Raw genomic sequence first — 21,129 nt, 5'->3', positions numbered from 1 at the left:
GGAATCGCGGCCTTCCCGCACATCGGGCGCGACGAGCAGGGGCATCCATGGATTTCGAAGCGCTGAAGACCACGATCCTGACCTTCGTGGAGACGCACAAGGAATGGGCACCCCTCATCATCGCGGTGCTCGCCTTTTGCGAATCCCTGGCCTTCCTGTCGATCCTGGTCCCCGCCACGGTGCTGCTGGTGGCCATCGGCGCGCTGATCGGTGCCAGCGGCATCCCGTTCTGGCCGATGGTGATCGCGGGCGGTATCGGCGCCGGGCTCGGGGATTGGGTGTCCTACGAGATCGGCCGCTACTTCCAGCACGGCGCCAAGTCGATCTGGCCGATGAGCCGCTATCCGCAGATGGTTGCCAAGGGCGAGGATTTCTGCCGGCGCTACGGCGCCTGGGGCATCGTCATCGGCCGGTTCATCGGCCCGGCCCGCGCGGTGGTGCCGCTCATCGCCGGCATGTTCGAGGTGCCGCGCCTGCCGTTCCAGCTGGCCAATTGGAGTTCGGCCTTCGTCTGGGCCTTCGTCTGGCTCGCGCCGGGCGCGGGCGTCATCAGCTTCTTCAACTCCTGACGCCGGATGCGCCGGTTCCCGCCCGAACGCATCGTCTGCCTCACCGAGGAAACCGTCGAGACCCTCTATCTGCTGGGTGAGGAGGACAGGATCGTCGGCGTGTCCGGCTATGCCGTGCGGCCTGCCCGCGTCCGCAAGGAGAAGCCGCGCGTCTCGGCCTTCACCAGCGCCGACCTGCCGAAAATCCTCGCCCTGCAGCCTGATCTCGTCCTCGCCTTTTCCGACATGCAGGCCGAGATCGTCGCCGACCTCGCCCGCGCCGGAATCTCGGTCCATCTCTTCAACCAGCGCGACGTCGCCGGCTGCCTCGCGATGATCCGTACCGTGGGCGCTCTGGTCGGGGCCAGCGAGAAGGCCGACGCGCTGGCCCAGGGTTACGCCCACCGCCTCGGCGCCGCCGCCCTCGACAATGCCGGCCCGCCCCGCCTGACAGTCTATTTCGAGGAATGGGACGAGCCGATGATCTCTGGCATCGGCTGGGTCTCCGAACTCATCGGCTATGCCGGCGGCGACGACGTCTTTCCCGAACTCGCCCGCCAGCCGGCGGCCAAGGACAGGATCGTCACCTCCGAACAGGTGATCGCCGCGCAGCCGGACGTCATCCTCGCCTCGTGGTGCGGCAAGCGGGTGAACATGGCGCGGATCCGCGAGCGGCCGGGCTGGGATGTGATCCCCGCCGTGGCGGCGGGGCGTATCCACGAGATCAAGTCGCCTCTGATCCTGCAGCCCGGGCCGGCGGCGCTGACCGACGGGTTCGACGCGATCCGCGCCGCACTGGCGGGCGGGCAGGCTGCCGCAGGTGACAAGGGCGGGCCGACCTGATTCCCTGGCGGACCAGTCGATTCGAGACAGCACTCTCCCCAAGCGAAGCCATTCCCAAGCGAAGCCATGTCAGCAGCCCTCGCCCATCTCGTCCTGCCGCCGGACCGCCGGCAATCGGCGACCGCGCTCCAGGTCCAGCGCGGGGTCCGCCGGCTGTTCGCCGACCTCGGCCATGTGACGATACCGGAATTCTCCCTCGCCAATGGCAGGCGGGCGGACATCATCGCCCTGTGCCCGGCCGGCCGGCTGACCATCGTGGAGATCAAATCCAGCGTCGCCGACTTCCGCGCCGACAAGAAGTGGCCGGATTACCGGGACTATTGCGACCGCTTCTATTTCGCCGTTCCCGATTCCCTCCCCGAAGGACTGACGCCCGACGAGGCCGGGCTGATCATCGCCGACGGTTACAGCGCCGCGATCCTGCGCGACCCGGTCGACCATGTGCTGAGCGGCGCCCGCCGCAAGGCGGTGACACTGCGCTTCGCCCATTCCGCCGCGCGGCTGCTTCACTCGCTCGCCGATCCGGGGGCGGTGCGGGAGGGGGCGCTTTAACCAAGCAGGAAGCTGCCCCAGTCTTGTCAGCCAGTTTCCCCCGGGATCGGCCTACCGCCCGCTTCGCCGCGCCGAGACCAGCGCCAGGGCGGCGAGATCCTTGTCGCCGTCGCCGTGGCTGACGGCGTCGATGAGGTTGTCGCGCAGCACGCTGGCGAAAGGCATCGGTACGCCGGTCTGACCCGATGCCGCGAGGGCGAGGCCGATATCCTTGAGCCCGAGCCTCAAACCGAAGCCCGGCGGTTCATAGCGCCCGGCGGCGATGGATGCGCCGTAGCCCTTGTAGACCGGCGAGGCGAACAGCGTGTTGGTGAGAAGGTCGAGGAGATCGGCACCGGCGACGCCATGTCCCTCGGCGAAGGCGACGGCTTCGCCCATGGCCTCGATGGCCGCGATCAGCATGAAGTTGCCCGCGAGCTTCACCGCATTGGCCCGATACGGCTCGGTTCCGAAGGGCCAGGTCTTCGTGCCGAGGGCGTCGAGCAGCGGTTGCGCCTTCGCGATGACGGAAGGGTCGCCGGCGACGACGATATTCAGGGCACCGTTCTGCGCCACGTCCGGCCTGCCGAAGACGGGGGCGGCGATATAGGGCACGCCGGCCCGCTCGTGGATCGCGGTGAGCTCCTGCGCGAGCGCCACCGAGATCGTGCTCATGCTGAGATGCAGGCCGGGCCGCGTGCCGGAATCGAGAAGCCCGCCCTCCACGATCACCGAACGCAGGGCCGCGTCGTCGGCGAGCATGGTGATCGCCGCATCCCCGGTGAAGGCGTCGGCCGCGCTATGCGCGACCGTCACCCCATCGAGACCGTCGGCGGCGGATGCGGTCCGGTTCCAGACTCTCACCCGGTGACCGCCCCGGACGAGGCTCTGCACCATGCCCCGGCCCATCCGGCCCAACCCGATCACTCCGACATCCATCCGAGGGCTCCCTGTGTTCGTCCCGGTTCAATGGCCGTTGAGAAATTCGAGCGTCGTGGCGTTGAAACGATCGGTCGCTTCCATATGGACGAGGTGGCCGACGCCCTCGAAGACGACCGCGCGTCCGTCCGGCATCCGGGCCGCCAGGCTCTTGGCATGGCCGGCATTGTCGCCCATGGCGGCACGCAGGTTCTCGGGTGCGAAGGGCTTGCCCGGTGCGTTGCGATCGTTTGCGCCCATGATGAACAGGGTCGGCGCGGCGATCAGCGGGATCTCGTGCACCACCGGCTGGCCCCAGATGATCTGGTAGGAATTGACGAAGGATTGGAGCCAGCGCGGATATTCGCCCGAACCCTTCATGCGCTCGCGGATCGCCACGAAGGGCTCGATCGCCGTGGAGGGCAGCGACAGCCCGTAATTCGTCATCAGCTGGCGCCGGTAGACGTCCGCGGTGACACCGCCCTCGATGCGGAGAAGCGTGTCGTTCGAAACGGGCGGGACGGTAAAGCGATAATCCTCGAGACCGATCGGCGCTTCGAGGACGAGGCTGTTCACCCGGTTCGGCGCGTTTCGGGCAAGTCGGGCGGCCAGCATACCGCCCATGGAATGCGCGACGACATCGACGCGCGGGAGATTGAGCGCATCGAGAAGCGATACGGTTTCCGCCGCCATCACGTCGAAGCTGAACGGTCCCACCGGTTTCGACGATTTGCCGAAGCCGAGCTGGTCGGGGACGACCACGCGGTAGCCCGCCCCCGCCAGGGCACCGATCACCGGCTCCCAGTAACTCGACGGGAAATTGCGGCCGTGCAGCAGCAGAACGGTACGTCCGTTCGGTGTCCCGGTCGGCGTGACGTCCATGTAGGCGAGGCGCTGCCGCTCGTTGTCCCGCGTCAGGTCGAGAAACCAGACGGGGTGGGGATAGGCAAAGCCCTCCAGGCCAATCCCCAGAGGCCCGGCATCGTCGGCTCTCGTGAGAGAGGGCGTGACCGCGAGAAGGAAGCCGAGCAGGAAGGTCGCCAGACGCATGTGATCCCCGGTGGAACGCCTCGATGATGTCTTTGCGATCGATGGGTGACATAGGGCACTTGCCGAAGCGAGCAGGGATCGTTCACGGCTCTGTGCGATGACGCACGAGGCAGACCCTCTCAATAACGGTGGAGCCGTACCGCGGCCCGGCGCGAAACCCATGGATGGTCTGCCGGTGCGCGAGCGCATGCTTGCGCTTCTCGCCATCGGACTCGCCATGACCATGGCGGTACTGGACGGGGCCATCGTCAACGTGGCGCTGCCGGCCATGGCGAAGGATCTCGGGGTCAGCCCCGCTTCCGCGATCTTCGTGGTCAACGCCTTTCAGATCGCCGTGACCGCGTCGCTGCTGCCGCTTGCCTCCCTCGGCGACATCCTGGGCTATCGGAAGGTCTATCTCGCCGGACTCGTCGTGTTCGTCGCGGCCTCCCTGGCCTGTGCGCTGTCGACCTCCCTGCCCGGGCTCATCGTCGCCCGGATCGCCCAGGGGCTCGGTGCGGCCGGCATCATGAGCGTGAACATCGCCCTGGTGCGCTTCATCTATCCGCATCGCATGATCGGCCGGGGGGTCGGCAACGTGGCGCTCATCGTCGCCATGGCCTCGGCGACCGGCCCGACCGTCGCCGCCGCGATCCTCTCCGTGGCGACCTGGCCGTGGCTGTTCCTGGTCAACCTGCCCGTCGGCCTCGTGGCCCTGGCGGTGGCCGCGCGGACCTTGCCGGTGACGCCGGTGAGCGGGGCGCGTTTCGACGTCCCGAGCGCGCTCCTCAACGCCCTCACCTTCGGCCTTCTCATCATCGGACTCGATGGAATCGGCGAAGCGAATGGGCGCTGGCTCGCCCTTGCGGAGATCGCCGCCGGGCTCGCGGTCGGCACCGTCTTCGTCCTGTATCAGGCCCGGCTCGCGACACCGCTACTGCCGGTGGACCTGCTGCGCATTCCCGCCTTCGCCCTGTCGATGGTGACTTCCATCGCCTCGTTCGGGGCGCAGATGATGGCCTATGTCGCCCTGCCCTTCTATTTCCAGGACGCGTTGCACCTCTCCGCCACCGAGACCGGTTTCCTGATGACGCCCTGGCCCATCGCCATCGCGATCACGGCGCCGATCTCCGGCCGCCTCGCCGACCGGTACGCGCCGGGTGTTCTCGGCGGCATCGGCCTGGCGCTCATGGCCGGGGGCATCGCGGCGCTGGCTTTGCTCCCCGCCGCCCCAACGCTGGTGGATATCGCCTGGCGGCTGACCGTCTGCGGAATCGGCTTCGGATTGTTCCAGGCGCCGAACAACAAGGTGATCGTCACGAGCGCGCCGCGTTCGCGCAGCGGTGGAGCCAGCGGCATGCAATCGACGGCGCGGCTGACGGGGCAATCGCTCGGCGCGGCCCTCGTCGCCGTCATCTTCGGGCTCACCCATGCCAGCGGTACGGCCGTCTCCATCGGGGCAGCGCTCTGGTGCGCCTGCGCCCTGTCAGCGGCCGGTGCCGTCTCCAGCATCATGCGGCGCCAGCCGACGGGCTGATCCCCCGAACGCAGCCACCCATCGCCTGAGGCGTTGATCGACGAGGCTGCCAACGGAGGAAGACATTCATGGACATGAATCTGAAAGGGCGGCGCGCCCTGGTGACCGGCTCGACCGGCGGCATCGGCTACGGCATCGCCAAGGCCCTCGCCGGAATGGGCGCCACCGTCGCCGTCAACGGGCGCACACCGGACCGGGTTCGGGCGGCGATCGGGCGCTTGACGGAGGAGACCGGCACGACGGCATTCATCGCGGCCCCCGGCGATATCGCCACGGCGAGCGGCGCGGAGGCCGTGGTGAAGGGTTTGCCGGAGGTCGATATCCTGGTGAACAACACCGGCATCTTCGAACCGAAGCCGTTCTTCGAGATACAAGACGACGATTGGCTTCGCTTCTTCGAGACCAACGTGATGAGCGGCATACGCCTCTCGCGGGCCTACACGCCGGGCATGGTCGAGGCCGGATGGGGTCGGGTCGTCTTCATTTCCAGCGAGTCGGGCCTGAACATCCCGGTCGAGATGGTCCATTACGGCATGACGAAGACGGCGCAGCTCGCCGTGTCACGGGGCCTCGCCGAGACGGTAGCCGGAAGCGGAGTGACCGTGAACAGCGTACTGCCCGGCCCGACCCTGTCGGAGGGTGTCGCCGACTTCATGGCGAAAATGGCGAAGGATACCGGCGAGGTCGATCTCGACAAGCTGGGACGGGACTTCGTCGCCGAGCACCGCTCGACCTCGCTCATTCGTCGCTTGGCGACGGTCGAGGAGGTCGCCAGCATGGTCGCCTACATCTGCAGTCCGGCCGCCAGCGCCACCAGCGGTGCGGCCCTACGCGTCGATGGGGGAGTGATCCGTCACATCGCCTGAGCGCAACGCTCTCGGGTCGCTAGCGGACGCGCCGGAACTGACAGAGAGCCTGCCCGGCGCTACTCGAGCGCCGGGCCGCACCGGCATCAGGCCGACTTGAGATGGGCAGCGAGGTGCTTGTTCATCTCGAACATCGTGCACTTGTCCTTGCCGAAGACCTTCTTCAGCTTGTCGTCGGCCAGGATCTCACGCTTGTTCTCGGGATTCTGGAGATTGTGCTTCTTGATGTATTCCCAAACCTTGCTGACGACCTCGCCGCGCGGAAGCGCTGCGGAGCCGACGACGGCCGCGAGTTCCTCGGAGGGCTTCAGCGGCTGCTGCAGCGCGTTGGGCTTAGCGGCGCCTTCAGCCTTCGGAGCAGCGGTCTTCTTGGCAGCGGCCGGCTTGTCGGCTGCCTTGGTGGTGGTCTTGGTTGCCATGAGTTCCTCCGGTTTTTGGCTTTGAGCGCCGTCACGCCCACGGCCAAGGGCCTCGGAGCGCATAGCTGCAACAACTAAGCGGTGCTGAGAGCGTTCCAAGAGGGAATCACGTAGACCCACCGCCCATCCACAGAAGGGACGGGGATAGCGGGGATTTTGCAAGCCCACGAAGGCGGGAGCACGGACTTCCGTCCCGATGCGATCCGATCCGCATGACGGCCGCTCCCTCTATGATCGTCATCAGGGACGACAGAGCGGCCCGGCGGCATCGGAACGGGCATCGTCCGAAAAACCTGTCGTCCGACAATGCGTTAGGAAGACGGTTGAGCCGTTCCGAGGCATTCGCTGTGCGGTTCGCGGGAGAAGCGCCGCATGATCCAGTGGTAAGGAGAGGATCGGGTCTGCGCCGGGTGGCAGGACGGTAGGTCGCCCGACGACGCCGCATCGCGGGAGCGTGCAATCTTTTTTCGTTCCTCCCCCGGAATCGTCGCATGTGCGCGATCTCGGAACACCGCCCAGACGCGCCGGGGAACGATCCCTTAAGCGCGATGAGGAACACTGAGGGCATGTTCATCGCAGCCATTGCCCTCGCCCTCGTCGCTTCCGGCGTGCTCCTCGCTGGCCTGACGGGACTCGTTGCCGCCGAAGGTCGGGTCGACACCGACACGCGTGGTGCCGATCTCGTCTGACCGGCATCGTCGCCCTCACATACGACAACGCCGCCGATGGGGGCTCCATCGGCGGCGCTTTTAGAATCCGTCAGTCGCGTCGCGCGGTTCTAGAATTTCCCGCCGAGGCCGACACTGCCGCCCGACCCCATCTGCGGGGCGAGCCCGCCGGAGCTCGAACGGCTGGTCGTTTCGCCCTCGATGTCCTCACGGCGAATCCGGCGCTCCGCCTCCGCCTGGGAGCGGGTCTGGCCGCCGGCCGATTTCGGCAGGTCCAGGCGCCGCGTCGGAGCCGTCTGGAGCGGCGCCCCATCGGGATCGACCTCGGCCGCCCGTGCGCGCTGAGCGCCGGGCACAGCACCGCGCATGGAGGGCGGAGGACCGACTTCGCTCTCAGGCATGACGCCACCGCCGCCGGACAATGCCTGGCAACCGCCCAAAGACGCTGCAAGAAGCGCCAGAGCGCAGGCTTTCGACGGGATACGCATCGACGAGTTCCTCAAAAGTATTCCACCTCAGTTCGCGCGGGTGGTTCGGCACGCTTGCGCGCATCTCTACGATGCACAAAAGGCGAAAACCAGACGATCACAGGGCTTTCGTCATACCTCACGCGGCTGACAGGGAAAAATTCCGGGTCGGCGGGCGCCGGTTCGCCTGGACAGCTTCCGCGCTGCACGCCACCATGACCGCCACGGTCCGGTTCTTGCCAATCCGTGATCGGGACGAGCCGCTCCTCTGCCGATCGGTTCGCCGTCATCCACAACTTCGCCTTGGTCCGCTCTCATACGCCTTCCCACTCCATGCCAGGCGAGAACGTCTCGGGATGGCCGAGGTCGAGCGGGAGCCGGCGACATGCTTCTTCGGGGAACGCACGTGTTCAGAACTGTCCGGCTGGTTGCCGCCGCGTCGATCACCCTTTGGGCCGCAGGAGCCGCAGCAGAGGGAACCGCTCCGGCTACCGGTGCGGCGAGCGACGCGTCTCCGGCCGCGCCCGCGGCACCCGCAACCCCTGTCTCGCCGCCGGTGCCGCCACCGCAGATCACCGCGCCGGCACAGCCGGCGGCTGCCCCCCCCGTACCGGCCACAGGGACACCCGCGACGGTTCTGGATACCCAGGATTACGAGGGCGTGCTCGGCAAAGCCGTGCGCAGTTCCACCGGCGAGGATATGGGTCGGATCATCGACATCATCCTCGACAAGGATGGTCGGCCACGCGCCGCCATCATCGATTTCGGCGGCTTTCTCGGCGTAGGCTCGCGCAAGATCGCGGTAGACTGGCGCGCCATGCGTTTCTCGCCGGATGGCAAGCCGAGCCGCCTCGTCCTTCAGCTGAGCCGGAACCAGGTTCGCGTCTCGCCGGAATACAAGCCGGGCGATCCCATCGTCGTCCTCGGCCCGGCGAGCCCGAGCGTTCCGCCCGACGGCGACGCGGCGGCCGGCCAAGCGCCTCCGCCCGCTCAGGTGGCCCCTGCACAAGTCGCTCCCGCGCAAGTTCCGGCAGCGCAGCTCCCTGCGGTTCAGCCCCCCGCCGCACCGACTCCGGCGGCTCCGGTCCAGGCTCCCGTCACGCCTCCGTCGACCCCTGCGGCCACTCCCATGCCAGACAAGCCGGCTGAGAAATCGCCGGACAAATGACGGCATCCCGCTCGCAGAATCGACGCGTCATCAAACCCCGCGAAGTGCCCCGGTCGGAATTTCGACCGCGAGGGGTTCCCCGGCGTGACGCCTATGCCGAGATGCCCGGAGAGGCTTCGACCGACATGCAGGCCGTTTCGGTGAGAAGCAGCCGCGGGCTCGACGCCTTCGCGTTCTTCGTCGCGAACCTCCAGACCGGGTTCGGTCCGTTCCTCGCCGTGTACTTCACGCAGGCGCAATGGACGCAATCCGACATCGGTTTCGCCCTCACGGTGGGCAGCCTCGTCAGCCTGCTCGGTCAGGTGCCGGGCGGTGCTTTCGTCGATGCCGTTCGTTCGCGACGCTTCGCGGCGGGGCTCTCGGTCGTGGCGATCTCGCTCAGCGCCTTCGCCCTCGCCATGTGGCCGAGCTTCCTCATCGTTCTGCTCGCCATGGCGGCCCATTCCGCCGCGAGCTGCATCCTGACGCCGGCCATCGCGGCCATCAGCATCGGGTTGGTGGGTCATAAACGTGCCGGTGAACGGCTGGGGCGCAACGCGAGCTTCTCGGCGCTCGGCAATGCGGTCGCGGCGGCGTTGATGGGAGCCTGCGGCTACTACCTGTCGAACGACGCGGTGTTCTACCTCACTGCCTTCCTCATGATCCCGACCCTGATCGCGCTCTCGTTCATCCGTCCCGGCGCGGCGCCGCTGCAGGCCCGCCAAGCCGAGGCGGTGGAGTCGGGACCGAAGGAAAGCGCGCTGAAGGTCATCGTCACCAATCGCCCCCTTCTGTGCTTTGCCGCCTGCATGACCCTTTTCTTCCTGGCCAACGCCGCCATGCTGCCTCTCGTGGGCAGCATGTTGACCCTGCGGGCCAGCGAAACCGCCACGGCGCTCATCGCCGCCTGCATCGTGGTGCCCCAGGTCGTCCTGGCGATTTCCGGCCCTGCGGTCGGGCGGGCCGCCGAGAAATGGGGCCGCCGCCCGCTCCTTCTCATCGGCTTTGCCGCCCTCCCGATCCGCGGCCTGCTCTTCGCCTATACCGACAGCCCCGAACTCCTCGTGGCGATCCAGGTCTTCGACGGCGTCTCCGCGGCGGTGTTCGGGGTCATGGTTCCCCTCGTCGTGTCCGACGTCACGCGCGGCACCGGCCGGTTCAATCTCGCCCTCGGTGCGGTGGGAACCGCCATGGGCATCGGCGCTGCCCTGTCGACGTCGCTGGCCGGAATAATGGCCGATCACCTCGGCAGCCACAGCGCCTTCCTCGGCCTCGCCATCGTGGGTCTGGCGGGCTTCGCCCTCCTCGCCCTGATCATGCCGGAGACCCGTCAGGTGGAGGCGACCTGATGGGGTTACGGCATCGAATTCGCTTGCCGCTCAAGACCCGTTCAGGTTTCCTCGGTATAAGAGCGCAAGCTTGACGGCAGCCTGCAACGCTTGGACGAGATTTGCGTTGCGACCTATAGGTTCACGGTTCCGTGCTGCCTGCTTGCAGGGTCACGTCAGAATCCGACAGTTAAGAATGAGCACCGGGATGGTCACCCATATGGAAGACCTCTGCGTCTATGCCGACAGGCCCTTCGCCTTCGTCTCCCGTTACCTGAAGCGGCGGGCCCTTCCCCATCTGGTCATCCTCTGCGCTGTCCTCGGAGCCGTCGCTTTCTCCGTGAGCACGGATTACGCGCTGAAGGGCGTCGTCGATGCTTTGAGCAAGGGGCCGGATGCAGGCCTGATCTGGGGCGCACTGGCCGTCCTCATCGCCTTCATCGCCGCCGACAACATGCTCTGGCGCGTGGCGAGCCTCGTCGGATCCTTCACTTTCGTCGGTGTCACGGGTGATATCCGCCGCGACCTGTTCCGCCACATGACCGGCCATTCGCCGTCCTTCTTCGCCGACCGGCAGCCGGGCACCCTGGCCTCGCGCATCACCGCAACCTCGAACGCGATCTTCACGGTCGAGAACATGTTCGTGTTCAACGTGATGCCACCTTGCGTCGCGGCCTTCCTGTCGATCGTCTATATCGGCACCGTCAACCTCACCATGGCGGGCGTCCTGGCCGGCATCTTCGCCGCCGTCGTCATCCTGATGTTCAAGATGGCGGCAGCCGGAAAGCCGCTCCACCACGACTTCGCGGCCAAAGCCGCGAGCGTGGATGGCGAGATGGTGGATCTCGTCGGCAACATGCCGCTGGTCCGCGCCTTCTCGGCGTTCAAGCGGGAATACAAGCGCTTCGACGGCACCATCGGCGTCGAGATGCGGTCGCGCCGCTCCTCGCTGCTCTACCTCGAGAAGCTTCGGATCGTTCACGCGATCCTCACGGTCTTCGCGGTACTCGGCCTGCTCTACTGGGCCATCACCATGTGGGAAGCGGGCCAGGCCACGAACGGACAGGTGGTCCTCGTCTGCACCCTCGGCATCCGTATCCTCGCCGCCACGCGCGACCTCGCCGTCGCCTTGGTGGATGCGACCCAGCATACGGCCCGGCTGTCGGAGGCCCTGCATACCCTGCTTCAGCCGCACGACCTGATCGACCATCCCGAAGCAATGCCGCTTTCGGGCACCGGGGCCGAGATCGAGTTCGATCACGTCGCCTTCTCGTATCCCGATGGTCGCGCGGTCTTCACGGATTTCAACGTGAAGATCGAGGCCGGGCAGCGCATCGGTCTCGTGGGCAAGTCGGGTGGCGGTAAATCGACCCTCTTCTCGCTGCTCCAGCGCTTCTACGAGGTCCAGAGCGGGAAGATCCTGCTCAATGGTCAGGACATCAACCGGGTGACGCAGGATTCCCTGCGCGAAGCCATCACGGTGGTGCCCCAGGACGTGTCGATGTTCCACCGGACGCTGCGCGAGAACATCCGCTACGGCCGGCCGGACGCGTCGGACGAGGATGTCTGGAAGGCCGCCGCGGCGGCGCATTGCACCGACTTCATCGAGGCGTTGCCGGAGGGCTTCGACACGATCGTGGGCGACCGGGGTGTGAAGCTGTCCGGCGGTCAGCGCCAGCGCATCGCCATCGCCCGCGCCATCCTGAAGGATTCCCCGATCCTGCTGCTCGACGAGGCGACCTCGGCGCTGGACGCCGATTCCGAGGAGGCGATCCGGCACGCCCTGGCCAATTTGATGAAGGGGCGGACCGTCATCGCGATCGCGCACCGTCTCTCGACGCTGAAGGATTTCGACCGGATCGTGGTGCTCGAAGGCGGGCGCGTCATCCAGGACGGCTCGCCGGACAAGCTCACCCATCTCGACGGGTTCTATCGCGAGTTGATGAAGAAGGAATCGATGTCGATGGCGCTCGCCGCCGCCTGACCGATCAGGTGGGTGGGGACACGCCGAACCCTTTGATCGCGCGGATGACCGCCGCCGCGCGATAGGGCTTCGGAAAGAAGACCGCGCCGCCTACCATCCGGGGCGGGGTGTGAGAGAAGCCGGTGGCGTAGATCACCGGAAGGGCGGGACGGATGTCCCGCGCGGCTTCGGCGAGCTGCCATCCATCCATCGCACCCGGCAGACGGATGTCCGTGAACAGGATGTCCACCGGGTCGCCACGCTGCAGAATATCGAGGGCGATTTCTGCGGTGACAGCCGGGATCACGTCATATCCGACCTCTTCGAGATGGGCGGTGATGACGTCGAGAAGCATCACCTCGTCCTCCACGATGAGAATACGGACAGCGGACGCTGGATGGTGCATCGACGACTCCGTTCGGATGAGACTCGGTTAGGATGCCCATGATGGCCACGTTCGCCGCCACCGGTCGAACCGTTGGCGTTCCCCGAGCGTCGCGGCGGGCCTGACGATCAGCCTGAACGACCCGGGTGGCATCGGGAATCACCACAACGTGGTCCGGCATCGAAGTGCCAAACCGCAACCGTGTTTCGCTACTCGACGACGAGCTTGTAGCTTTGGCCCGCCCGGATGACGGCACCCCGCTCCAGCTCGTTGAGGACGAGGAAGCGGTCGAGGGGACGATCGGGCACCACCATCCTGCGCGCCATCTCGTCGGCCGTATCGGCCGGCCCGGCGACGACGACCTGGATGCGCAGCGGGCGCAGGGACTTCACTTCGTCGGGGCCGACGCCGGACAGGCTCTCGGTCCAGCGACGGAACGCGCCGTCGGGATCCGTGCTGCCCTTGGCGGCCATGATCATGCGGAAGGTGGTCTCCCCGACCCGGACAGCGGCGAGGCGGAAGGTCCAGTCCTTGCCGCGGGACATCGCCGTGACCGCCGAGTTGCCGGCGATCATCCGGTTCTCCACCGAACTCGCCTCGATGCTGTCGCTCCAGGTTGCGCGCAGCACCTCCTCCAGGCTCTGGCCGACATGGCTTTCGACCTGATCGAACAGAAGGCGGCGGCTCCCCTCCCCGGTGGCGCCGAGGACGGCGTTCCGCGTGTTCTCGATCGTGTATCCCTCCGGTACCTCGAAGGCGATGCCGAGGCTGGGATGGAGGAAGCGGCGGCCCTTGACGATCCCGTCGCCCGGATTGTCGCCATAGGCGATGCCGTCGATGGCCGCGAGGTAGCGGGCACGCTCATCGACGCCGAGGCCGGGCGCGCCGATCAGGCGGGCGGCACGGGTGACGAGGGTGATCCGCTCGCTGGTGCCGGGATGGGTGGCGAGCATATCGGGCTCGCCGGCCATGCCCGTCCCGGTCTTCATGTTGGTGGTGCGATTGAGCGAGTTGAGGAACCGTCCCGCACCGAACGGATCGTAGCCGGCCCGCGCCAGGGTCCGGACACCGATCCCGTCCGCCTCGAGTTCCTGATCGCGGGAGAACCGGGCCAGGGCGAATTTCGACTGGTTCTGCAATTGGGCGCCGGTGGCCGGATCGTTGAGCACGTCGGCGACGACCCGGCTCACCAGCTGCGAGCGCAGGGCCAGTTCGGTGCGCGCCGTGGCATGGCGCAGGGTGACGTGGGCGATTTCATGCGCCAGCACGGCGGCGATCTCGGATGTATCGCTGGCCAGCGCCAGCAACCCCCTCGTCACGTAGAGACGGCCATTGGGCAGGGCGAAGGCGTTGATGACCGGCGAGTCGAGAAGCGTGACCGCGTAGGTCTCCTCCGGACGGTCGGTGGCCTTCACCAGACGGTCGGTCACCTCCGTCAGCAGGCGCAGAGCTGCCGGCGAACGGTATTCCCCCCCGAAGGAAGCCACGAGCTTGGCATGGTCGGCATCCGACGCGGTCCGCTCCCGGCCCGTGGTGCGGGGAGCCTCCACCGGGACCTTGATCGCGGCCGGCTGCAACAGGGCGCCGGTCTGGTCGGCGCCGCAGCCCACCAACAGCGGCAGGATGAGCGTCGACATGAGCAGGCCGCTTCGGCCAGCCCAGAATCCGCGATGTCGAGTGTGCCCCCCGCTCATTCGGTTCAGCGCCGAAGCGCCCGCTCCTCATCCAAAACTTCGATCATGTCTGCGCTTGCGATGTCGAGGGTGGGTCCGCGCCAAGACTCGACGACACCGCGAACGCGGACGAGGCGCCCGCGTAGCGTCGCCGCACTCAGACCACGTTCACGCAACTGGCGCCAAGTGCGCTTCGACACGGTGACCGTCAAGCCGTCTTCACCCCGCTTGGCGAAATCCACGTAGGTCCGGGCCGACCGCTCGCCGACATTCACGACCCTCCCTTGCGCCACGATGAAACGACCGGTCGCTTCGCGCAACGCGCCACCCTCCCGGCCCTCACGCACGCCCGTGCGCCAAAGCCCCCTCGCCGCTCCGCGAGCCTCGGTTTCGAGGCTCAGCAGCGCCGGTCTGCACAGCGTGTCGCGTTCGCCGGCATCCACATAGGCAAGTCCCTCCGCGATCAGCCCACCGGCAAGGTCCACCGCCTCGTCGAGAACGGCCGCATCGACCTGCGTGCGTCCCCAACGGTCGGCCTCGCCGCGCGGCACGAGCTCCAGCGGACGGTCCCGCTGCCGGAGGAGCCAGGCACGGGCCGCGCCATCATCTTCCACCGGCCAGCGAATGCCGCCCAGAATCGCGCGACTGCCCGATGCCAGGATCAACTCGCCGCGCTCGCCGACTCCCGTGAGCGCATCCTGTCGCGTCGAACCGGCCCGGCATTCCGGGGCGACGAAGCGCGTCGCCTCGGCCTGCGCCGAACCGGCCAAGACCAGCGCAAAGTTCGCCCATCCAAGGATGCGTCCGATCCTCACGCGCTGAACCCTCACACCGCCCGGCTCCGAACCGCCCGCCATTGTGGGGCGTCGCGGTGCGGCAAAACAAGGAAGCGATCGATGGCGACGAGCGGTTTGCCCCGTTCTGCGGCCGGTTGGCCACACCGGTAGAGCTCTCGGAACCCGCGCTCGGCGTGAACGCGACGGCGCCGCAATGCCGTCTCTTGATTACCGTCCCGGCGGTTCCCAGCTTACGGAAATCGGCTGCGGGCCCCTCTGGCGGATGCGCGTTGACGCCTTCCGTGATGTCGGAGCCGATGCTTTCCTGCGTCTCGCAAAGCATCGACGGTCCCACATGGTCGACTTTCTCTTCATCGAATGGCTCGGCAAGCCTGTCTGGATGTGGCTCGGGTTCCACGCCCTGGTCGCCGGGCTGCTCGCCTTCGACCTCGGTCTGCTACATCGGGACAAGGACCACGAGATCGGGGTGAAGGAGAGCCTCCTTCTCACCGCGTTCTATTTCAGCCTCGGCCTCGCCTTCGGCGGTTGGATCTGGTGGTATTTCGGGGCACAGCCCGCTCAGGAATACGTGGCCGGCCTCGTGGTCGAGAAGTCGCTGTCCATGGACAACGTCTTCGTCATTGCGGTCATTCTCACCTCCCTGGGTATTCCCCGCGCGGCGCAGCACCGCGTTCTCGTCTGGGGCATTCTCGCCGCGGTGGTCCTGCGCGGGCTGATGATCGGGCTCGGCGCCGCGCTCGTACACCAGGCCGCCTGGGTCCTGTCGATCTTTGCTGCCTTCCTGATTTTCGCCGGGCTGAAGATGCTGTTCGGCAAGGAGGAAGAGGCCGGCGACATTCAGGACAACGCGATGGTTCGGATGCTGCGCAAGGTGATGCGCATCACACCGGAGATGCACGGCCAACGCTTCGTCGTTCGGAAGCCGGATCCGCAGAGCGGCAAGTCCGTCCTCTGGTTCACCCCCCTGGCGCTCGGCCTGATCCTCGTGAACGGCGCGGACGTGATCTTCGCCGTCGACAGCGTCCCGGCGATCTTCGCGATCACCACCGATACGTTCGTCGTCTACACCTCCAACATCTTCGCGATCCTGGGCCTACGCGCGCTCTACTTCGCTCTCGCCGCCATGGTGGATCGCTTCGCCTATCTGAAGACCGCGCTGGCGTTCATCCTCATCTTCATTGGGACGAAGATCGTAGTGGCCGACACGTTCGACCTCGTTCATGTGCCGCCATGGGTGTCGCTTGTCGTGACGCTGGTGCTGCTGGCGGGCGGCGTCGCTTACAGCCTGTGGCGCACGCGGGACGCAGCCAAGGATGCAGCGAAGGACGAGAACAGGGACGCCGTGTCGCAACGCGCCTGAGAGTGGTCCTGAATTCCGTCACCGGCGCCTGTGCCGGTGACGTCATCGATGATTGCGAAGTCGACCCGTCTTTAGACTATGGGGCTGGACCGCTCACGTGCGGCGACGGATGCGGCGTCGAGCAATCACCGTGACGGTAATGCGGCCAGCAAGTCGCGCAAGGTCGTGATCGTCGAGGCATCGGCGACTCCATCCACGCGTGCCTGGCGAAATCGGCGCTGGAATGCCGTAACGACCGCCTGGGTTCGACGATCGAAAACTCCGGTCACGGGTATGTCGTAGCCGTAGAGGGCGAACATGGCCTGGAGCGCTTCGATCGGCTGTCCGGTATCACCCTCTGCAAAAAAGCGCCCGTCGCGGATGGGTGATGCCGGCACGTGATGTCCGATTCCGGCCGCGGCCAGTCGGTGCCAGGGAAAATGCTCGCCTGGATCTTCCTTGCGTTCCGGGGCCACGTCCGAATGGCCGAGGACTTGCCACGGTGCGATGTTCCAACGGGTAACGAGATCCTGGGACAATGCGATCACCGCGTCGATCTGCTCTGGCGGATAGGGCGGTAATCCGCCGACATGCCCGCCATTGACGATCTCGATGCCGATGGAGCGCGAGTTGATGTCTCGCTCGATTCCCGTTGTGGCGCGGCCCCATGTACCGGCCCCAGCATGCCAGGCGCGGCGTGATTCCGGCACCATCTGGATCACCCGGCCATCTTCCAGCACCACGTAATGCGCCGAGACCTCGGAGATCGGGTTAGCGAGGCGCTGCAATGCGGCGGCTGCACTCTCCATTCCGGTATAGTGCAGGATCAGCATGGTCGGCGGCCCGTCGCGGCGCTCCCCATGGTTGGGCGATGGCATGACACTGGTCGCCACCGGGCTTTCCGGTTTGGGCTTCATGCGGCAGTTCCTCCGTTCCGCCTCAACGCAAACGTCGTTCGGCGGCGATCCGGTCATAGGCGGCATTGATCGCCGCGAGCCTTTCGGTCGCGATCGTCACGGCTTCGGGGGGGACGCCTCGAGCGATGGCGCGATCGGGATGGTTCTCCATCACCAGGGCGCGATGCCGGGCCTTCACCTCGGCGTCGCTCGCCTCATGGTCTAGATCGAGGACCAGATACGGATCGTCGGCGAGTCGTACATGCCGTGCCGCAATGCGTCGGAAGGCGACATCGTCGAAGCCGAAGGTCTCGGCCACGGCACGCAGGTAGCGCTCCTCTGCTTCATGGATCGCACCATCGGCCTTCGCGATGTGGAACAGGCCGTCGAGGACATCCTCCAGCAAAGCCGGTTCATCGCGAAACGCCGTCGCCATCTGTCGCGCATAGGCCTCGAACCCGGCCGAGGTGCCCTTGGCGAGGTCGAACAGCCGTTGGACGCCGGGCCGCTCCCGCTCGCTGACCTGGATGACCTTGGCGAAGGCCTCGACTTCGGAAGGCGTCACCACGCCGTCCGATTTCGCCATCTTGGCGGCCAGCGCCACGAGGCCGGTGGTGAAGACGACATCCCTCGGCGTCGCGCCGAAGATCGCGCCTTCCCGATCCACCAGGAAGTGACCGGCGACCCCGCCGACCAGACCGCCGATCGGTCCACCGATGGCCAGTCCGATTCCGGCGCCGCCGAGCTTGCCCCAGATCCCGACGGTCATGCGGAACCGCCTTGATGGGCGTGGAGAGCAAATCCGAGGGGCGAAACGAGAAAAGCGTGAGACAGCATCGGCATCGCAGAGGATCGTCGGCCGGTCATTCGCCGGCGCAGACCCGCATACGGCAAATGCCCCCGGCCCGTCTTGTCTCCACGTCATGAAAAAGGGCCGAGGCATGCGCCTCGACCCCGATGTTCTTCCAGTATGGAAAGATCTCAGCGGCAGTACACGTCGCCGTAGGCGTCGCGATAGGTGCCGTAGGGGCAGCGCGGGGCCGTGCCGGCGCCGATGATCGCGCCGCTGGCGCCACCGATGGCCGCACCGGCAAGAGCGCCGCCAGCCCGACCGGTGGCTGCACCGCCGATGGCAGCACCGGCCAAAGCGCCGAGGCCGGCGCCGCCGAGTGCACGATCCTGCGGCGTGTTGCAGGCGCCGAGGGAGAGGGCGAGAGCCCCGGCGAGGGTAGCGGCAATGAGCTTCTTCATGGTCCCGAGACTCCCTTGTGCGTTTTCTGGCCCGGCTTATCGCCGTGGTGACCTTGCGCAACGTAGCTTAGCCATTCCTTTCGTGGAATGCACGTGATGGGGGAACGGTTCCGGCCAAGCTTTCCGTTCCGGCGAAAAACCCGTTAGTGATGCACGCCAGACACCTTGGGTCGCCCTCGCCGGATGCCCAGATGAGTTTAAACCGTTCGAGGAAGCCATGCTGCGAGCCACCGCCATCGTCCGCAAAGCCGCCATCCGCCCCGATTCCGTTGCCGATAGCGTCACGCTCGATCACGATGGTCGCCAGGGGGCGGCTGCGATCCTCAACGGCGCGGGAGGCTTGAGCTTCACCCTGGCCTTGTCGAAGCCGGCGCCCGTCGAGGACGGCGATGCCTTTCGTCTCGAAGATGGACGCTTGGTGACGGTTCGCGCCGCGGCCGAACCGTTGCTCGAAGTGCGCGCCGAGAATCCGGCGCGCTTGATGCGGCTTTCCTGGCAGCTCGGCGGTAGTCACGTCCCGGCGGAGATCGGCGCCGACGTCCTCTATATTCCCGCGACTCCGGCGAATGCGGAACTCGTCCGTGGCCAGGGCTGCGCCGCGAACCCGGTCTCACGGGCTTTCAAGCCCGAGCGCGAGGCCCACGACCATAGCCAGTGCGGGCACGATCACCATCACGATCATTCTCATGCGCACGATCATTCGCATGCGCACGATCATGGTCATGACCATGCAGATCACGGGCACGCTCATGAGCATGGGAATGACGGCCACGCTCATGTGCATGGGCCGGATTGCAAGCACGATCATTGATTGGAACAGCCGAGGCAGACGTCACTCCGGCAAAGCCGGAGCCAGTCTCTTTGATGCGGACATGATGAAACCTGACGATATCCGTTTCTCGGTTGCGCCGATGATGGATTGGACTGACCGCTACTGCCGGTCGTTCCACCGCGTCCTGTCGCGCCGTGCACGCCTTTATACCGAAATGGTAACGAGCAACGCCGTCCTGCACGGCGACCGGGAGCGTCTGCTCGGATTCTCGGATGCGGAACATCCTGTAGCGGTCCAGCTTGGCGGTTCGGTGCCTGCGGATCTCGCTGCGGCGGCCCGTATCGCGGAAAGCTTCGGCTACGATGAGATCAACCTGAATGTCGGCTGCCCGTCGGATCGGGTCCAGGATGGACGCTTCGGCGCTTGCCTGATGCGGGATCCGACTCTCGTGGGGGAATGCGTGGTCGCAATGAAGGCCGCGGTTTCGGTGCCGGTCACGGTGAAATGCCGGATTGGGGTGGACGACCAGGATACCGAGGTCGCGCTCGATTCCCTGGTCGATGCCGTGGAACGCGCGGGTGTCGATGGGCTCATCGTTCACGCCCGCAAAGCGTGGCTGCAAGGTTTGTCGCCAAAGGAGAACCGTGATGTCCCCCCCCTCGATTACGAGCGTGTGGCACGGCTGAAACGGAACCGTCCTTCCCTGCCGATCGCCATCAATGGCGGCATCGCCACGATCGAGGAGACGCTGAACCAACTGAATGCGGTCGACGGCGTGATGATGGGCCGCACGGCTTATCACGAACCCGCACTTCTGTTGGATGTGGATCGCCTGGTCTTCGGCGAGGAGGCCCCAGTCGCGGATGCCTTCGAGGCGGTGGAGGCGTTCTCGCCGATCGTCGCCGGGGCTTTGGCGCAAGGTATCCGCCTGCACTCGCTGACCCGCCATATGCTCGGATTGTTCACTGGGCGCCCGGGGGCCCGCGCCTACCGCAGACACCTGTCGACCTTCGGCACCCGGGCGGATGCCGATCTTTCGACCCTGCGCGAAGCCGTGGCTCACGTCTCCAGGGAGATTCCCGAACGAGCAGCCGCCCAGGCGGCCTGAGCCACAGGGCTCTTAACTGTCAGATGCGCGCTCGAAGGTAACGATGCTGCGGGTCTCACCTTCCTCGGCCCAGTTCGGCATGACACGCCAAGGGGTCAGGACACGAAGGCGCGTGTCGACGATCTCGAAAGATCGCGTCTGTTCGGTTCCAACCCACGACGGGTTCCAAGCGGCGTCGAGCTTGGCGGTCCACTGGTTTCCCGTGACAGTGAAACGCCCGGTGTAGGAGACCATCGTGTCGAGAAGAGCCGCGCGCTCTTTATCGGTGAAAGCGGGCTTACGGCCCTCGCCCGTCAGGTTGAAGAACACCCTCCCCTCAGGCGTGAAATAAGCGAACCCGGCGGGATGCGCGCCCATGACCGGTATCGTCTTGCCCGTGGAACGAACCTCGACCTCATACGAGACGAGCTTCCACAAACCGGTGATCCGGGCATCGCCCGCGGCCTGGACCGATCCGGGCAACAACGAGGCGAAAAGCAGCGGAAGCGACAGGCCGAGAAAGCTGCGGCGTAGGGTCGAAACTCTCATATTCAGATTCGTCCTCTCGGAGCATTGTCACCAGAGACACCCTCACGGTGATCTCGGGGTGAGCTATGCAGTGAGAACGTAGCGCGCTCAACGCTTCAAAGCCCAATCTCTCTCGC

23 protein-coding genes are annotated in these 21,129 nt (G+C 66.4%); 12 read left to right on the top strand and 11 right to left on the bottom strand.

The window, feature by feature from the left end; all coding sequences use genetic code 11:
- The first annotated feature begins 47 nt into the window (after positions 1-47).
- From IPV08_RS15685 to IPV08_RS15675, 3 genes are all read left to right on the top strand, one after another.
- A complete protein-coding gene (locus IPV08_RS15685; RefSeq protein WP_056257668.1) occupies positions 48-569 on the top strand; it encodes a DedA family protein in 522 nt (173 codons plus the stop codon).
- 6 nt (positions 570-575) lie between these two features.
- The gene (locus IPV08_RS15680; RefSeq protein WP_207412530.1) at positions 576-1,391 is read left to right on the top strand and encodes a cobalamin-binding protein; all 816 of its coding nucleotides are present in this window, start codon (positions 576-578) and stop codon (positions 1,389-1,391) included.
- 66 nt (positions 1,392-1,457) lie between these two features.
- Positions 1,458-1,943: an MmcB family DNA repair protein gene (locus IPV08_RS15675; protein WP_056143956.1), complete on the top strand. Its 486-nt coding sequence runs from the start codon at positions 1,458-1,460 to the stop codon at positions 1,941-1,943.
- A 51-nt stretch (positions 1,944-1,994) separates the two neighbouring features.
- Here IPV08_RS15675 and IPV08_RS15670 read toward each other — a convergent pair whose 3' ends face one another.
- On the bottom strand, positions 1,995-2,861 hold the full coding sequence (locus IPV08_RS15670; protein ID WP_207412529.1) for an NAD(P)-dependent oxidoreductase: 867 nt from the start codon (positions 2,859-2,861) through the stop codon (positions 1,995-1,997).
- A 27-nt stretch (positions 2,862-2,888) separates the two neighbouring features.
- Positions 2,889-3,890 (bottom strand): alpha/beta hydrolase, encoded by a 1,002-nt coding sequence (locus IPV08_RS15665; protein ID WP_207412528.1) that lies wholly within the window; start codon positions 3,888-3,890, stop codon positions 2,889-2,891.
- Positions 3,891-4,050: 160 nt separating this feature from the next.
- Between IPV08_RS15665 and IPV08_RS15660 the strand changes: the two genes are divergently transcribed.
- A complete protein-coding gene (locus tag IPV08_RS15660) occupies positions 4,051-5,406 on the top strand; it encodes an MFS transporter (RefSeq protein WP_207412527.1) in 1,356 nt (451 codons plus the stop codon).
- A gap of 68 nt (positions 5,407-5,474) precedes the next feature.
- Positions 5,475-6,272, top strand: coding sequence for an SDR family NAD(P)-dependent oxidoreductase (locus tag IPV08_RS15655; RefSeq protein ID WP_207412526.1), 798 nt, complete (start codon positions 5,475-5,477; stop codon positions 6,270-6,272).
- 86 nt (positions 6,273-6,358) lie between these two features.
- Here IPV08_RS15655 and IPV08_RS15650 read toward each other — a convergent pair whose 3' ends face one another.
- Positions 6,359-6,691: an SWIB/MDM2 domain-containing protein gene (locus IPV08_RS15650; protein ID WP_056428766.1), complete on the bottom strand. Its 333-nt coding sequence runs from the start codon at positions 6,689-6,691 to the stop codon at positions 6,359-6,361.
- 566 nt (positions 6,692-7,257) lie between these two features.
- Here IPV08_RS15650 and IPV08_RS24950 point away from each other — a divergent pair.
- Positions 7,258-7,380, top strand: coding sequence for a hypothetical protein (locus IPV08_RS24950; RefSeq protein ID WP_281435346.1), 123 nt, complete (start codon positions 7,258-7,260; stop codon positions 7,378-7,380).
- Between the two features lie 89 nt (positions 7,381-7,469).
- On the opposite strand, the gene IPV08_RS15645 is transcribed toward IPV08_RS24950, so the two are convergent.
- Positions 7,470-7,847, bottom strand: a complete 378-nt coding sequence (locus IPV08_RS15645; protein WP_056428763.1) for a hypothetical protein — start codon at positions 7,845-7,847, stop codon at positions 7,470-7,472.
- Between the two features lie 385 nt (positions 7,848-8,232).
- On the opposite strand from IPV08_RS15645, the gene IPV08_RS15640 reads away from it, so the two are divergent.
- From IPV08_RS15640 to IPV08_RS15630, 3 genes are all read left to right on the top strand, one after another.
- Complete coding sequence (locus IPV08_RS15640; protein WP_348646137.1) at positions 8,233-8,994, top strand: PRC-barrel domain-containing protein; 762 nt, start codon at positions 8,233-8,235, stop codon at positions 8,992-8,994.
- Positions 8,991-10,322 (top strand): MFS transporter, encoded by a 1,332-nt coding sequence (locus tag IPV08_RS15635; RefSeq protein WP_207412524.1) that lies wholly within the window; start codon positions 8,991-8,993, stop codon positions 10,320-10,322. Before IPV08_RS15640 ends, IPV08_RS15635 begins: the two co-directional genes overlap by 4 nt.
- A 199-nt stretch (positions 10,323-10,521) precedes the next feature.
- The gene (locus IPV08_RS15630; protein ID WP_056428957.1) at positions 10,522-12,285 is read left to right on the top strand and encodes an ABC transporter ATP-binding protein; all 1,764 of its coding nucleotides are present in this window, start codon (positions 10,522-10,524) and stop codon (positions 12,283-12,285) included.
- A gap of 4 nt (positions 12,286-12,289) precedes the next feature.
- Here the strand turns inward: IPV08_RS15630 and IPV08_RS15625 are convergent, their stop codons facing one another.
- The 3 genes from IPV08_RS15625 to IPV08_RS15615 all read right to left on the bottom strand — a co-directional run bounded on the left by IPV08_RS15625 (position 12,290) and on the right by IPV08_RS15615 (position 15,152).
- Positions 12,290-12,670: a response regulator gene (locus tag IPV08_RS15625; RefSeq protein ID WP_207412523.1), complete on the bottom strand. Its 381-nt coding sequence runs from the start codon at positions 12,668-12,670 to the stop codon at positions 12,290-12,292.
- Between the two features lie 188 nt (positions 12,671-12,858).
- On the bottom strand, positions 12,859-14,286 hold the full coding sequence (locus tag IPV08_RS15620) for a M48 family metalloprotease (RefSeq protein ID WP_207412522.1): 1,428 nt from the start codon (positions 14,284-14,286) through the stop codon (positions 12,859-12,861).
- A 62-nt stretch (positions 14,287-14,348) separates the two neighbouring features.
- Complete coding sequence (locus IPV08_RS15615) at positions 14,349-15,152, bottom strand: DNA-binding protein (protein ID WP_348646136.1); 804 nt, start codon at positions 15,150-15,152, stop codon at positions 14,349-14,351.
- Between the two features lie 301 nt (positions 15,153-15,453).
- Here IPV08_RS15615 and IPV08_RS15610 point away from each other — a divergent pair, with 301 nt between their 5' ends.
- Positions 15,454-16,479: a TerC family protein gene (locus tag IPV08_RS15610; protein WP_056428954.1), complete on the top strand. Its 1,026-nt coding sequence runs from the start codon at positions 15,454-15,456 to the stop codon at positions 16,477-16,479.
- A 125-nt stretch (positions 16,480-16,604) separates the two neighbouring features.
- On the opposite strand, the gene IPV08_RS15605 is transcribed toward IPV08_RS15610, so the two are convergent.
- The 3 genes from IPV08_RS15605 to IPV08_RS15595 form a co-directional block, all read right to left on the bottom strand.
- Entirely contained in the window at positions 16,605-17,375 is a 771-nt protein-coding gene (locus IPV08_RS15605) for an N-acetylmuramoyl-L-alanine amidase (protein ID WP_207412520.1), read from the bottom strand.
- Between the two features lie 22 nt (positions 17,376-17,397).
- Positions 17,398-18,123 carry a TerB family tellurite resistance protein gene (locus tag IPV08_RS15600; RefSeq protein ID WP_056428741.1) on the bottom strand — a complete coding sequence of 242 codons (726 nt, stop codon included), beginning with the start codon at positions 18,121-18,123 and terminating at the stop codon, positions 17,398-17,400.
- A gap of 212 nt (positions 18,124-18,335) precedes the next feature.
- Positions 18,336-18,605, bottom strand: coding sequence for a hypothetical protein (locus tag IPV08_RS15595; protein WP_018042474.1), 270 nt, complete (start codon positions 18,603-18,605; stop codon positions 18,336-18,338).
- Between the two features lie 217 nt (positions 18,606-18,822).
- On the opposite strand from IPV08_RS15595, the gene IPV08_RS15590 reads away from it, so the two are divergent.
- Together IPV08_RS15590 and dusA are read left to right on the top strand one after the other, a co-directional pair.
- Positions 18,823-19,416, top strand: coding sequence for an urease accessory protein UreE (locus IPV08_RS15590; protein WP_207412519.1), 594 nt, complete (start codon positions 18,823-18,825; stop codon positions 19,414-19,416).
- 61 nt (positions 19,417-19,477) lie between these two features.
- Positions 19,478-20,485, top strand: coding sequence for a tRNA dihydrouridine(20/20a) synthase DusA (gene dusA / locus IPV08_RS15585; protein WP_207412518.1), 1,008 nt, complete (start codon positions 19,478-19,480; stop codon positions 20,483-20,485).
- Positions 20,486-20,497: 12 nt separating this feature from the next.
- Here the strand turns inward: dusA and IPV08_RS15580 are convergent, their stop codons facing one another.
- On the bottom strand, positions 20,498-21,013 hold the full coding sequence (locus IPV08_RS15580) for a lipocalin-like domain-containing protein (RefSeq protein ID WP_246747980.1): 516 nt from the start codon (positions 21,011-21,013) through the stop codon (positions 20,498-20,500).
- Positions 21,014-21,129: the final 116 nt, after the last annotated feature.

It is taken from the genome of Methylobacterium sp. SD274, from assembly GCF_017355285.1.
Lineage (GTDB): Bacteria > Pseudomonadota > Alphaproteobacteria > Rhizobiales > Beijerinckiaceae > Methylobacterium.
Note: the sequence above shows the minus strand (reverse complement) of the source record. Positions and strands in the feature narration are given on the sequence as shown.